Below are 12253 nucleotides of genomic sequence, written 5' to 3'. Positions count from 1 at the left end.
ACACGCGATGCATGGCGTGACGCGCGTGAAAAAAGGCGCAGCGGCATTGAAGGACGGCCCCGGCAAGGGCGTGCAACTGAAAGGATGGGAGTGAGCGAGTATACTTCGCCGACTTCGCCAATACGACCGACATGTCCCCGTCTCCCGCAAGAACTGGCCGTCCGGACTACGATACCCGGCACCTGCGGCGCATCTTCGATCGCCGTGCGGCGACTTTCGACGAGGTTGCCTTCCTTCCGCGTGAAATCGCGCAGCGCATGCGCGAGCGGCTCGAATACATCAAGGTGAGCCCCGCAGCCGTGCTCGACGTCGGCTGTGGCCCAGGCGACGACCTGCCAGGCTTGCGCGAGCGCTTTCCCGAAGCGCCCGTGTTCGGCACCGATCTCTCGCTCGCCATGCTGCGCCGCGCGCGCGCAAACGATGCCGCCGATACGAGCTGGCGCCGCTTTCTGCCCGCATCGGTTGGCCGCGCGCTCGGCTCGCGCGGCCCGCGTTTTGCGCAGGCCGACCTCGCGGAACTGCCGTTCGCCCATGGCGCGTTCGAACTGCTCTGGTCCAATCTCGCGTTGCATTGGCATCCGCGCCCCGACCTCGTGTTCGGCGAGTGGCAGCGCGTGCTCAAGGTGGGCGGCCTGCTGATGTTCAGCACGTTCGGGCCCGACACGCTCAAGCAACTGCGCGGCGCCTTCGCCGAAGTCGAGGCCGCGCACGGCGTGCCGACGCGTGCGCACATCGTCGATTTCGTCGACATGCACGATCTCGGCGACATGCTCGTCGAGAACGGTTTCGAGATTCCGGTGATGGACCAGGAAACGCTCACCGTCACTTACACGACGCCTGAGAAACTGCTCGCCGACGTGCGCCGCTGGGGCGCCTACCCGTTCGAGCGCGAGGGTGACGGCGTGCATGGCGCGCGGCGCCTGCACCGGGCGCTCGTCGCCGCGCTCGAGGCGCGCCGCTGCACGGACGGACCGCACGCGGGCACGATCCCGCTGACCTTCGAGATCATCTACGGACATGCGTGGAAGGCCGTGCCGCGCATGACCGCCGAAGGCCATGGCATCGTGCGCATCGAAGACATCGGACACGGTCCGGCAAGGAATCGGTAATGCGGTAAGGGGGCTTTCGTTATGCCTGAAATTAGCGCCATAAAAGCCCCCCGGGAATGCCTGAAAAATCGCTGAAACGCCCGTCCTGTATGGGTTTGGTGGCGATTGGGCGTTGCTTGTGAGGGCTTGGGATCGCGCCTATAATGCGTCAGTTTGCTGCACGGAAGGGTCCCCAAAATCCGCTGTGGCAAGTCCAGATCTCCCCGTAGTTGTGCGCGGCGCGGCACGGCGATAGTCTGGCGAGGTTGTTGTGGGGGGAAGCGAGCGATGCAGGCGTCTGATCTGCTGGCGAGTGCGGAGCCGGTCCTGCAGGACTGGACCATGAAGCGCAACTGTTCGGTTTCGCCCAGGCAATTCGTGTTCTTCTATGTGTCGCTGGCGCTGGTTTCCATCGCGATCGCCGTTCTGTTGTTGATCCACGGCGCCTGGCTGGTTTTGCCGTTTACCGGTATCGATCTGTTGGTAGTAGGCGGCGCTTTTGTCATTCATGCGCGCCATGCTGTCGATTACGAACGTATCAGGCTTTATCCGAACCGGCTGGTGATCGAACAGATGAGCGCCAACGCGCTCGTGCAGTTCGAATTCAATCCCCGCTGGGTCCGGGTCGAGCCGGGCGCGACCCCACGCGACCCGGTGCGTCTCGTGTCCCGCGGCCAGGCGGTCGCTGTCGGGTTGCATCTGCCGCAATATCGGCGTGCGCAGTTCGCGCGGGAACTGCGCATCTGGCTTGCGCGCGCGGCTTGATGCGCGGCGCGTGAGCACGGCCGGCGCGGCGTGAGCGTCCCAGGGGGCGCCCTGGTTGCAAAACCTTCCTGCGGGGTCGAGGGTTTGAATGGAAATTATGGGTAAGGAAGCTATGAAAACAATCAAGCGAGCCCTCCAGGGGGTGCTGGCGTGCAGCGGATTCCTCGTCGCCGGCGCGGCACTCGCAGTCGGAGACAGCCCCGGCGGTCCTGCGGTGAACGAGATCAATTTCCAGCCGCCCGTCACGCGCATCGCCTCAGAGCTTTACAGCCTCCACATGATGATGCTGCTTCTATGCACCGTGATCTTCATCGGTGTGTTCGGCGTCATGTTCTATTCGATCTACGCGCACCGCAAATCGAAGGGCCACAAGGCCGCCCATTTCCATGAAAGCACCACGGTCGAGATCATCTGGACGGTGGTGCCGTTCATCATCGTCGTGCTGATGGCGCTGCCCGCCACCAAGGCCGTCGTCGCGATGAAGGACACGTCCAACGCCGACCTCACCGTGAAGGTCACCGGCTACCAGTGGAAGTGGGGCTATGACTACGTGAAGGGGCCGGGCGAGGGCATCAACTTCCTCTCCACGCTGAGCACGCCGCGCTCCGAGGTGAACAACCGTGTGCCGATCACGGATACGTATCTCCAGGAAGTCGACAACCCGCTCGTCGTGCCGGTCAACAAGAAGATCCGCATCATCACCACGGCCAACGACGTCGTGCACTCGTGGTACGTGCCCGCGTTCGGCGTGAAGCAGGACGCGATTCCGGGCTTCGTGCGCGACACCTGGTTCAAGGCCGACAAGGTCGGCACCTATCGCGGCTTCTGCACGGAGCTGTGCGGCAAGGAGCACGCATTCATGCCCGTCGTGGTCGAAGTGCTGTCCGACGACGACTACGCGAAGTGGGTGCAGACGCAAAAGGCGAAGATGGCCGCCGCCAACGACGACCCGAACAAGACCTACACGCTGGCCGAGCTGAAGGAGCGTGGCGAGAAGGTGTACACGTCGACCTGCGCGGTCTGCCACCAGCCCACCGGCAAGGGCGCGGGCGCGTTCCCGGCGCTCGACGGCAGCAAGGTCGCCAACGGCCCGCTCGCCCAGCACGTGAGCATCGTCCTGCAGGGCAAGAACGCCATGCCCTCGTGGGCGCCCACGCTCAACGACGTCGAGATCGCCTCGGTCATCACGTTCGAGCGCAACTCGTGGGGCAACCATACGGGCGACGTGCTGCAGCCGCGCCAGGTCACCGACGCGCGCAACGGCAAGATGCCCGAGGGCGGCGATCACACCGCCGCAGCGGGCGCGGCGAGCGGCGCGGCAGAGGCCGGCGCGGCAAGCGGTGCCACCGAAGCGAGTGCGGCGAGCGGCACGACCGCGGCAAGCGGCGCCGAGCAGGGTTCCGGCGCGGCGCAGACCACGGCGGCGCTGCCGGCGAGCGTCTACTTCGAAGTGGGCAAGAGCACGCTGCCCGCCGACGCGAAGGACGCCATCCAGGCCGCCGCCGATTACGCGAAGGCACACCCCGATGCGAAGTTCACGCTCTCGGGCTACACCGATTCGAGCGGCAACGCCAGCACGAACGCCGACCTCGCGAAGCGCCGTGCGCAAGCGGTGCGCGACGCAATGAAGGCGGCCGGTATCGCCGAAGACCACATCATTCTGAAGAAGCCGGAAACGATCACGGGCGGCGCGAACGCGAAGGAAGCGCGCCGGGTGGAGATCGGCACGGCGGCCTGAAGGGCCAGGGCCGGGCGCAAGTACGGCAAGCAGCAAGAAACGCAGGACAAGCGCTGCGCGAGCACATAACAAAGCAGGCAAACGCCGCAGCAAGAGACGCAAAGGCAATTCGCTTCCGCAACTCAATTGCATGGGGCAGGAGTCAGGCGCGACAGCGCCGGCACCGGACCGACAGGAGATAGTCATGTCTAGCATCGGACACGATGTAGCTGGGGGGCACGGCCACGTGCACGGCGATCACGCGCACGCCACGCCTCACGGCTGGCGGCGCTGGCTGCTGGCGACGAACCACAAGGACATCGGAACGCTGTATCTGCTGTTCTCGTTCGTGATGTTCCTCTCGGGCGGCGTCATGGCGCTCGCGATTCGCGCGGAGCTGTTCGAGCCGGGCATGCAGATCATGCGCCCCGAGTTCTTCAACCAGCTCACCACGATGCACGGCCTCATCATGGTGTTCGGCGCGATCATGCCGGCCTTCGTGGGCTTCGCGAACTGGATGATCCCGCTGCAGATCGGCGCCTCGGACATGGCGTTCGCGCGCATGAACAACTTCAGCTTCTGGCTGCTGCCGGCCGCCGCGTGTCTGCTGGTCGGCTCGTTCTTCTCGCCGGGCGGCGCGACCGCCGCGGGCTGGACGCTGTACGCGCCGCTCTCCACGCAGATGGGTCCAGGCATGGACCTGGCGATCTTCGCGGTGCACATCATGGGCGCTTCGTCGATCATGGGCGGCATCAACATCGTCGTGACGATCCTGAACCTGCGCGCGCCGGGCATGACGCTCATGAAGATGCCGATGTTCGTGTGGACGTGGCTCATCACCGCGTATCTGCTGATCGCCGTGATGCCGGTTCTCGCGGGCGCGATCACGATGGTGCTGTTCGACCGCCACTTCGGCACGAGCTTCTTCAACGCGGCGGGCGGCGGCGACCCCGTCATGTACCAGCACATCTTCTGGTTCTTCGGGCACCCCGAGGTCTACATCATGATCTTGCCCGCGTTCGGGATCGTTTCGCAGGTGATCCCGGCGTTCTCGCGCAAGCCGCTGTTCGGCTATAGCTCGATGGTGTACGCCACCGCTTCGATCGCGATTCTCTCGTTCATGGTCTGGGCGCACCACATGTTCGCGACCGGCATGCCGGTCACGGGACAACTGTTCTTCATGTACGCGACCATGCTCATCGCCGTGCCCACGGGCGTGAAGGTGTTCAACTGGGTCGCCACGATGTGGCGCGGCTCGCTCAGCTTCGAAACGCCGATGCTGTTCGCGGTGGGCTTCCTCATCGTGTTCACGTTCGGCGGTCTCTCGGGCCTGATGCTCGCGATGGCGCCCCTCGACATCCAGTACCACGGCACTTACTTCGTGGTGGCGCATTTCCACTACGTGCTGGTGGCGGGGTCGTTGTTCGCGCTATTCGCCGGGTGGTATTACTGGTCACCCAAATGGACCGGCTGGATGTACAACGAGATGCGCGGCAAGATCCACTTCTGGTGCTCGCTCATCTTCTTCAACCTCGCGTTCCTGCCGATGCACTTCGTCGGCCTCGCCGGCATGCCGCGCCGCTATGCCGACTATCCGGCCCAGTTCACCGACTGGAACCAGGTGATCTCGATCGGCGCCTTCGGCTTCGGGCTTTCTCAGGTGTACTTCCTGTTTGCCGTGGCGCTGCCCGCCTATCGCGGCGGCGGCGAACTGGAGAAGGCCAGCGACAAGCCGTGGGACGGCGCGACGGGCCTCGAGTGGACCGTGCCGAGCCCGGCCCCGTTCCATACGTTCGAGAATCCGCCGACGGTCGAATGAGCCGTTGAGTCGTAGCGTCCGGCTGCGGGCAGCCGGACGCGAGCGAAGTCGCAGTCTTTATCGACCGATGCGCGAGAGGCACGAAGGGTGATTCACGATGCAAGGAGAAGCCGCGGCCAACCGCGCTGAACGCATGACCCGGGATCCACAAAAAAGACGCACGCCTGCGCAGATCCGCGCGGGCAATCTGCGGCTCGGCCTCGTTTTGCTGGCGGTCGTAGTCGGATTCTTTGTGGCTGCCGTCGTCAAGCAGGTGTATTTCCCCGGCCACTGACGCCAAGGCGTGTGCCGGCAGACCGTTCGAGGAAGTTCGATGTCCACGCAAGCTCGAAGTGATCGCGCAATCAACCGGTCGATGCTCGTCAAGCTCGTCGTCGTGGCGTTGCTGATGTTCGGCTTCGGCTTCGCGCTGGTGCCGATGTATCGCGCGATCTGCCAGGTCACCGGGATCAACAACCTCGTGCAGCGCGACGCCACGGAGCGCGAGGCGCGCAACACGCAGGTGGACATGACGCGTACGGTCTCGGTGGAGTTCGACGCGAATGCGCGCGGGCTGCTCGGCTTCAAGCCGGAACAGACGAGCCTCGACGTGCATCCGGGCGAAGTCATGACGGTGATGTACGACATTTCGAACAACGAAGGACGCACGATCGACGCGCAGGCCATTCCGAGCTACGCGCCGAAGCAGGCAACGGAGTACTTCCGCAAGATCGAGTGCTTCTGTTTCACGCAGCAAACCTTGAAGGCGAACGAGACGAAGCGCATGCCGGTGGTATTCGTGATCGATCCGAAGCTGCCGAAGGACGTGAAGACGATCACGCTGTCGTACACGTTCTTCGAGTTGAACAAGCCGGCCGTGCCGCCGCCGCCGAAGCAGCCGGCGGGCGCATGAGGCACGGGTGGCGAGATCGACGGGACCAACGAGCGCAAGAGGCTCAAGAGGCGAATGGCGCATGAGCGACGAAGGCGGCGGAGCAGGGCCGGCCAGGAAGAAAGGCGGCATCCTGCAAGTGATGAAGGCGGTGGCTTGGTCCTTCCTCGGCGTGCGCAAGCGCGCCGACCTCGAAGCCGACGCCGCGAACCTGCATCCCGCGCAATTGATCATCGCGGGAATCGTTGGCGCGGTGCTGTTCATCGTCGTGCTGCTGTTGATCGTGCACGCGGTGGTGGGATGAAGCGTGTGCAATCTCGCGCGCGAAGCAGTGAATAACGAGGACACACTCGAGTCAATGCAGCCGGCGGCGTCCGGCGCAACTGGAAACTGGAGAAAGAGGCATGAGCGGCCAAAACGATAGCCCGTACTACTTCGTACCGCACCCGTCGCGGCATCCGATCAGCGCGTCCATCGGTCTGCTGATCATGCTCGCGTCGCTCGCGTCGTGGATCAACGGCGAGTCGTGGGGGCCGATCGGCGTGCTCGTCGGCCTGCTATGGCTGCTCTTCACACTGTGGCACTGGTTCGGCGACGCCATCGCCGAGTCCGAAGGCGGCATGTACGGCAAGCGCGTCGACGTGTCGTACCGCTGGAGCATGAGCTGGTTCATCTTCTCCGAGGTTATGTTCTTCGGCGCGTTCTTCGGCGCGCTGTTCTACGCGCGCGCGATCGCTCTGCACCAGCTCGGCAGCCTTGACTACAAGCTCATCTGGCCGGACTTCTCGGCGGTGTGGCCGAACACCGGCCCGGCAGCACTCGTATCGCATTTCCGCTCGATGACGCCGTGGCCCGTACCGACCATCAACACGGCGCTGCTGCTTTCGTCAGGCGCGACGCTCACGGTCTCGCACCACGCGCTGCGCGACAATCATCGCACCAAGGCCATCGCCTGGCTCGCCGCGACGATCGTGCTGGGCGTGTGCTTCCTTTTCCTGCAGGCGTTCGAATATATCCATGCGTATGGCGAACTGAACCTCACGCTGGCTTCGGGCATCTATGGCTCGACGTTCTTCCTGCTCACGGGCTTTCACGGCTTCCACGTGTTCCTGGGCGGCACGATGCTGACTGTCGTGATGATCCGGCTCATTCGCGGCCACTTCACCGCCGACCATCACTTCGCCTTCGAGGGCGCGGCGTGGTACTGGCACTTCGTCGATGTGGTCTGGCTCGGCCTCTACGTCGTCGTGTACTGGCTGTGACGCCTCGCGCGCCGCATTTTTCGCGGCGCAAGAAAGGAGAACCGGAACGAAGCAAGGCGCCGCCCGACCTCGTCGACGCGGCGCCTTGTGTTTTGCGCGATGCGGTGACTTTTGGCGCTGCGCTCAGCGGCCGTAAGGAATCCCGGTGGACTGGATCCAGCCCATCCAGTGCGCGAACAGGATGAAGAGAAAGAGCGAAATGGAAAGGCCCACGCGCGTGGCGAGCGACCAGACCATCCGCTTGGTGCGGCCCCGGTCGTGCATCATGAAGTAGAGCGCCGAGATCATGCTCGCGATGATCAGCGCGAACGCGACGGGGACCAGTATGTGCATGAAGTTCACGGAATTTGGCATGCCTGAAAACGTCTGTCTCATTATCGCACCGCGCTGCGTCGCGCGGGGTTCGATCCGCCGCCAGGCTCGCATCGGACGTGCCCCATGAAGATCCGGCTCGTCCCCGCATTGCTGATCCTGATCGTGATGGCCGTCACGATCCGGCTCGGCTTCTGGCAGCGCGATCGCGCGCATCAGAAGGAGGTGCTGCAGGCGCAGATCACGCAATACGAATCGTCCACGCCGCAAACGGTCGGCGCCACGCCGCTCGCGCTGAAGGACATCGAGTTCCACCGCGTGCGTGCCAAGGGCACCTTTGTGCCCGAGCGCGTGGTGTATCTCGACAATCGTCCGTATAACGATCAACCGGGCTTTTATGTCGTCATGCCGCTTAAACTCGAAGGCGGCGGGTACGTGCTCGTCAATCGCGGCTGGCTGCCGCGCAACATCGCGGACCGCACCGCGATCGCGCCCTACGTCACGCCGCCGGGACCCGTCGAAGTGGTGGGCATTGCGCGCGCGAACGCTTCGCGCGCATTCGAACTCGGTGCGGGCGGCTCTGCAGCGCATCAGAAGATACGGCAGAATCTCGGCGTCGCTTCCTATGCAGCGGAAACCGGGTTGCCGCTGCAACCGTTCGTGATCCAGCAAACCGGCTTCGTGCCGTCCTTCAAGGACGGCCTAGTGCGCGACTGGCCCGTGCCGGATACCGACGTCGAGCGCAACTACGGCTACATGCTCCAGTGGTGGGGCATGGCCCTCGCGGCGCTCGGGTTCGGTCTTTTTGCGGCCCGCAAGGCTGCGACAAAAGCGCGCGGCGAAGGCGAAGCCGAAGCGCGCGTCGATAATCCCGGCCGGGAAAAAGAAGGCAGCGCGAAGGACGCCTGATGATTCGTCGGACGAACCGATTTCATCCGGACATACCCAGAAATCGGCGCTGCTGATGCAGTTCATGAACAACCGAAAGCGACAGATGTGAGGTTCCACGAGAGTGTCGACGCAATCCCCCCGTTCTCCCCAGGTCGCGCAGAAGGCCGGCCCGCATGCCGCCCAGGGCCCGAAAGGCTCGCGGCGGCGCGGCCGCTGGATACTCCTTCTGATCGTGCTGATCTGCGGCGCGCCCATCGTGCTTTCGTACTTCACGTACTACGTGATCAAGCCCAAGGGCGGCACGACGAGTTACGGCGCGCTGATCGAGCCGCAGCGGCCCATTCCGGACGCGCTCACGGTGACGGGCGACGACGGCCACGAAGTGCCGCTCGCCTCGCTGCGCGGGCGCTGGCTGATGGTGTCGGTCGACAGCGGAGCCTGCGGTGAAGCTTGCGCGACGAAGCTCTATTTCATGCGCCAGGTGCGAGCGACGCAGGGGCCGGAGCGCGAGCGCATCGTCACGGTCTGGCTGCGCACCGACGACGCGAGCGTTCCCGCGAAGATCAAGGGCGCCTACGCGGATACGCGCATGCTGCGCGCCGATCCTGGTGCGGTCGCGGCGTGGCTGCCCGCAACGGATGCGACGAAAGACACCGATCACATCTACCTGATCGATCCGAACGGCAATCTGATGATGCGGTTCCCCGCGAATGCCGATCCGTCGAAAATCAAACAGGACGTCACTAAACTCCTCAAGTGGTCGCGCATCGGTTAAGGTGCGCAGCGCGAATCTGACAGAAAGAGTAGAGAGATGTTTATCCTGGAGCTGGCCCTGATCGGCCTGTGCATCGCGTTGCTGCCGCTGTCATGGGTCTGGGTGAAGGCCGACGACAACAAGTTTCGCAAGCTCGTCTGGCTCACGACATTCATGACCCTCGACCTCGTGATGTTCGGCGGCTTCACGCGTCTCACCGATTCGGGTCTCGGTTGCCCGGACTGGCCGGGGTGCTATGGGACGTCGTCGCCGTTCATCGCCCATGCGCAAATTGCCGCAGCGCATCTCGCCATGCCGAGCGGCCCCGTGAGCATGACGAAGGCGTGGATCGAGATGATCCACCGCTATTTCGCCATGGCGATCGGTGTCCTGATCATTGCGCAAGTGGCGATTGCCTGGCGTGCGCGTATCAAGCGCCTGCCGCTGCATGTGTCGCCCTGGTGGCCCACCGCGCTGCTCGGGCTGATCCTCGTGCAAGGCGTATTCGGCGCCTGGACGGTGACGATGAAGCTGCAGCCCATCATCGTCACGACACACCTGCTGCTCGGTCTCACGCTGCTCGGCACGCTCGCGTGGCTCGCCGCGCGCATGACGCCGCTGCCCGCGTTCGAGCCCGACGCCGCGCGCTGGCGCGTGGCCGCGCTGGCGGCGCTCGGGCTGCTGGTCGCGCAGATCGCGCTGGGCGGCTGGGTCAGCACGAACTACGCGGTGCTCGCCTGCACTGACTTCCCGACCTGCAACGGCGCATGGATTCCGCCGATGGATTTCCATCACGGCTTCCACCTCTGGCGCGCGCTCGGCATGGACGGCAACGGCGACGTGATCACGCAGGACGCGCTCGTCGCGATCCACTGGACGCACCGCACGTTCGCATTCGCGGTGATTGCTTATCTGGTATGGTTCGCGCTCCGCATGCGGCGCTACGCCTCGTTGCGACGCCCGGCGAACTGGGTTCTCATTATTGTTTTGATCCAGTTCCTGACAGGACTTTCCAACATCGTGCTGCAGTGGCCGCTGCCTGTCGCAGTGGCGCACAACGGTGGCGCGGCGATCCTGCTGCTTCTTGTCGTCGTGCTAAACTTTCGAATTGCTTGTAGCCGCCCCGGCCGCGCCGTACTCCCTGCGCGCGACACCGCTGCGGTGTGATCCCGCCCTATGGAAAGTACAACCCTCTCCCAGACGCCCGGTAGCCGGATTTCCCAATATCTCGCGCTCACCAAGCCGCGCGTCACGCAACTGGCCGTGTTCTGCGCCGTCATCGGCATGTTCCTCGCCGTGCCGGGCATGGTGCCCTGGAAACAGCTGATCGGCGGCACCGTCGGCATCTGGCTCACGGCCGGCGCAGCCTTCGCGATCAACTGCCTGGTCGAGCAAAAGGTCGATGCGCGCATGCGTCGCACGGCCTGGCGTCCCTCGGCCCGCGGCGAGATCACGAGCATGCAGATCCTGATCTTCTCCGCGGTGATCGGCGGCCTCGGCATGTGGGTGCTGTACACGTTCACCAATCCGCTCACGATGTGGCTGACCGTCGCGACCTTCGTTGGCTACGCGATCATCTACACGCTGCTGCTCAAGCCCGCCACGCCGCAGAACATCGTGATCGGCGGCGCCTCGGGCGCCATGCCGCCGGCGCTCGGCTGGGCCGCCGTGACGGGCCACGTGCCCGGCGACGCCTGGATTCTCGTGCTCATCATCTTCGTGTGGACGCCGCCGCACTTCTGGTCGCTCGCGCTCTACCGCCGCAAGGACTACGAAAACGCCGGCCTGCCGATGCTGCCCAACACGCATGGCGAGAAATACACGCGCCTGCATATCCTGCTCTATACCGTGATCCTGTTCGCGGTCACGCTGATGCCGTACATCTCGGGCATGAGCGGCGTGCTGTATCTGGCTGCGGCCGTGCTGCTCGGCGCGGTGTTCCTCGCCTACGCGTGGAAGATCTATCTCGAGTACTCGGACGCGCTCGCGCGCAAGACTTTCCGCTATTCGATCGTCTACCTGTCGTTGCTGTTCGCGGCGCTGCTCGTCGACCATTACGTGCATGCGCTCATCGGAGCGTAACGATATGGCGCGCTCAACGTTCGCGCGCGTGGCGCGTGCCACGCTCGTTGCGCTCGCCGTAGCGGGCGCGGTAGGGGGCACGCTGGTTCTGGAAGGCTGCGGGCAGCAGCCGCCGTCGTTCTCGAACCTCGACATCACCGGCAACACGCAGTTCGGCAAGGACTTCTCGCTGCCGGACACGAACGGCAAGACGCGTACGCTCGCCGATTTCCGGGGCAAGGTGGTCGTGCTGTTCTTCGGCTACACACATTGCCCCGATGTTTGCCCGACCACCATGGCCGAGCTTTCGCAGGCGCTCCAGCAACTGGGGCCCGATGCTGCGAAGCGTGTGCAGGTGTTGTTCGTCACCGTCGATCCCGAGCGCGACACCGCGCAGATCCTCGGCCAGTACGTGGCCGCGTTCAATCCGACTTTCGTCGGACTGCGTCCCGGCGATGACGCGCAACTCAAGCAAGTGGCGAAGGACTTCCGCGTCTACTACGCGAAGGTGCCCGGCAACGCGCCGGACAGCTACACGATGGACCACACCGCCGCGAGCTACGTGTTCGACACGACCGGCAAGCTGCGCCTTTTCGCGCGCGACGGGCAGGGCGTCACGCCCTGGCTGCACGACCTGAAGATCCTCCTCGGCTCGAACCCAGACTGAAGCAAGGCGCCGCCGCCGCAAGCGCTTCTTGCCCGCCGGCATACCA

Annotated in this window: 14 protein-coding genes; 13 read left to right on the top strand and 1 reads right to left on the bottom strand. The window is 64.4% G+C overall.

The genetic code is table 11. The features are described from left to right. Window positions 1-131: 131 nt before the first annotated feature. From BMI01S_RS03315 to BMI01S_RS03285, 8 genes are all read left to right on the top strand, one after another. Complete coding sequence (locus BMI01S_RS03315) at window positions 132-1109, top strand: methyltransferase domain-containing protein (RefSeq protein WP_028229997.1); 978 nt, start codon at window positions 132-134, stop codon at window positions 1107-1109. 267 nt (window positions 1110-1376) lie between these two features. Then, window positions 1377-1853 (top strand): DUF2244 domain-containing protein, encoded by a 477-nt coding sequence (locus BMI01S_RS03310; RefSeq protein WP_028209304.1) that lies wholly within the window; start codon window positions 1377-1379, stop codon window positions 1851-1853. Window positions 1854-1941: 88 nt separating this feature from the next. Continuing rightward, window positions 1942-3591, top strand: a complete 1650-nt coding sequence (gene coxB, locus BMI01S_RS03305; protein WP_028229998.1) for a cytochrome c oxidase subunit II — start codon at window positions 1942-1944, stop codon at window positions 3589-3591. Between the two features lie 184 nt (window positions 3592-3775). Then, window positions 3776-5389: a cytochrome c oxidase subunit I gene (gene ctaD / locus BMI01S_RS03300; RefSeq protein WP_028209306.1), complete on the top strand. Its 1614-nt coding sequence runs from the start codon at window positions 3776-3778 to the stop codon at window positions 5387-5389. Between the two features lie 133 nt (window positions 5390-5522). After that, window positions 5523-5663: a cytochrome oxidase small assembly protein gene (locus tag BMI01S_RS40620; protein WP_209439859.1), complete on the top strand. Its 141-nt coding sequence runs from the start codon at window positions 5523-5525 to the stop codon at window positions 5661-5663. A 39-nt stretch (window positions 5664-5702) separates the two neighbouring features. After that, window positions 5703-6281, top strand: a complete 579-nt coding sequence (locus BMI01S_RS03295) for a cytochrome c oxidase assembly protein (RefSeq protein WP_042288253.1) — start codon at window positions 5703-5705, stop codon at window positions 6279-6281. Window positions 6282-6342: 61 nt separating this feature from the next. Continuing rightward, a complete protein-coding gene (locus BMI01S_RS03290; protein WP_036017473.1) occupies window positions 6343-6564 on the top strand; it encodes a DUF2970 domain-containing protein in 222 nt (73 codons plus the stop codon). 100 nt (window positions 6565-6664) lie between these two features. Beyond that, window positions 6665-7522 (top strand): cytochrome c oxidase subunit 3, encoded by an 858-nt coding sequence (locus tag BMI01S_RS03285; RefSeq protein WP_028209308.1) that lies wholly within the window; start codon window positions 6665-6667, stop codon window positions 7520-7522. A 123-nt stretch (window positions 7523-7645) separates the two neighbouring features. Here the strand turns inward: BMI01S_RS03285 and BMI01S_RS03280 are convergent, their stop codons facing one another. Next, a complete protein-coding gene (locus BMI01S_RS03280) occupies window positions 7646-7855 on the bottom strand; it encodes a twin transmembrane helix small protein (protein ID WP_028201826.1) in 210 nt (69 codons plus the stop codon). Between the two features lie 105 nt (window positions 7856-7960). Here BMI01S_RS03280 and BMI01S_RS03275 point away from each other — a divergent pair, with 105 nt between their 5' ends. From BMI01S_RS03275 to BMI01S_RS03255, 5 genes are all read left to right on the top strand, one after another. Further along, on the top strand, window positions 7961-8743 hold the full coding sequence (locus BMI01S_RS03275; RefSeq protein ID WP_042288249.1) for an SURF1 family protein: 783 nt from the start codon (window positions 7961-7963) through the stop codon (window positions 8741-8743). Between the two features lie 103 nt (window positions 8744-8846). Then, window positions 8847-9500, top strand: a complete 654-nt coding sequence (locus tag BMI01S_RS03270; protein ID WP_028229999.1) for an SCO family protein — start codon at window positions 8847-8849, stop codon at window positions 9498-9500. A gap of 36 nt (window positions 9501-9536) precedes the next feature. Next, on the top strand, window positions 9537-10646 hold the full coding sequence (locus BMI01S_RS03265; RefSeq protein ID WP_028230000.1) for a COX15/CtaA family protein: 1110 nt from the start codon (window positions 9537-9539) through the stop codon (window positions 10644-10646). A gap of 9 nt (window positions 10647-10655) precedes the next feature. Beyond that, entirely contained in the window at window positions 10656-11561 is a 906-nt protein-coding gene (gene cyoE / locus BMI01S_RS03260; RefSeq protein ID WP_028209311.1) for a heme o synthase, read from the top strand. Between the two features lie 4 nt (window positions 11562-11565). Next, entirely contained in the window at window positions 11566-12207 is a 642-nt protein-coding gene (locus tag BMI01S_RS03255) for an SCO family protein (RefSeq protein WP_028230001.1), read from the top strand. Window positions 12208-12253: the final 46 nt, after the last annotated feature.

Origin of the sequence: Paraburkholderia mimosarum LMG 23256 = NBRC 106338 (assembly GCF_000739815.1) — a bacterium.
GTDB lineage: Bacteria > Pseudomonadota > Gammaproteobacteria > Burkholderiales > Burkholderiaceae > Paraburkholderia > Paraburkholderia mimosarum.
Note: the sequence above shows the minus strand (reverse complement) of the source record. Positions and strands in the feature narration are given on the sequence as shown.

Excerpts from the sequence above, each read along its gene's own strand:
- BMI01S_RS03315 (WP_028229997.1), top strand. The coding sequence starts at position 132 with ATGTCCCCGTCTCCCGCAAGAACTGGCCGTCCGGACTACGATACCCGG.
- BMI01S_RS03310 (WP_028209304.1), top strand. The coding sequence starts at position 1,377 with ATGCAGGCGTCTGATCTGCTGGCGAGTGCGGAGCCGGTCCTGCAGGAC.
- coxB (WP_028229998.1), top strand. The coding sequence starts at position 1,942 with ATGGAAATTATGGGTAAGGAAGCTATGAAAACAATCAAGCGAGCCCTC.
- ctaD (WP_028209306.1), top strand. The coding sequence starts at position 3,776 with ATGTCTAGCATCGGACACGATGTAGCTGGGGGGCACGGCCACGTGCAC.
- BMI01S_RS40620 (WP_209439859.1), top strand. The coding sequence starts at position 5,523 with ATGACCCGGGATCCACAAAAAAGACGCACGCCTGCGCAGATCCGCGCG.
- BMI01S_RS03295 (WP_042288253.1), top strand. The coding sequence starts at position 5,703 with ATGTCCACGCAAGCTCGAAGTGATCGCGCAATCAACCGGTCGATGCTC.
- BMI01S_RS03290 (WP_036017473.1), top strand. The coding sequence starts at position 6,343 with ATGAGCGACGAAGGCGGCGGAGCAGGGCCGGCCAGGAAGAAAGGCGGC.
- BMI01S_RS03285 (WP_028209308.1), top strand. The coding sequence starts at position 6,665 with ATGAGCGGCCAAAACGATAGCCCGTACTACTTCGTACCGCACCCGTCG.
- BMI01S_RS03280 (WP_028201826.1), bottom strand. The coding sequence starts at position 7,855 with ATGCACATACTGGTCCCCGTCGCGTTCGCGCTGATCATCGCGAGCATG.
- BMI01S_RS03275 (WP_042288249.1), top strand. The coding sequence starts at position 7,961 with ATGAAGATCCGGCTCGTCCCCGCATTGCTGATCCTGATCGTGATGGCC.
- BMI01S_RS03265 (WP_028230000.1), top strand. The coding sequence starts at position 9,537 with ATGTTTATCCTGGAGCTGGCCCTGATCGGCCTGTGCATCGCGTTGCTG.
- cyoE (WP_028209311.1), top strand. The coding sequence starts at position 10,656 with ATGGAAAGTACAACCCTCTCCCAGACGCCCGGTAGCCGGATTTCCCAA.
- BMI01S_RS03255 (WP_028230001.1), top strand. The coding sequence starts at position 11,566 with ATGGCGCGCTCAACGTTCGCGCGCGTGGCGCGTGCCACGCTCGTTGCG.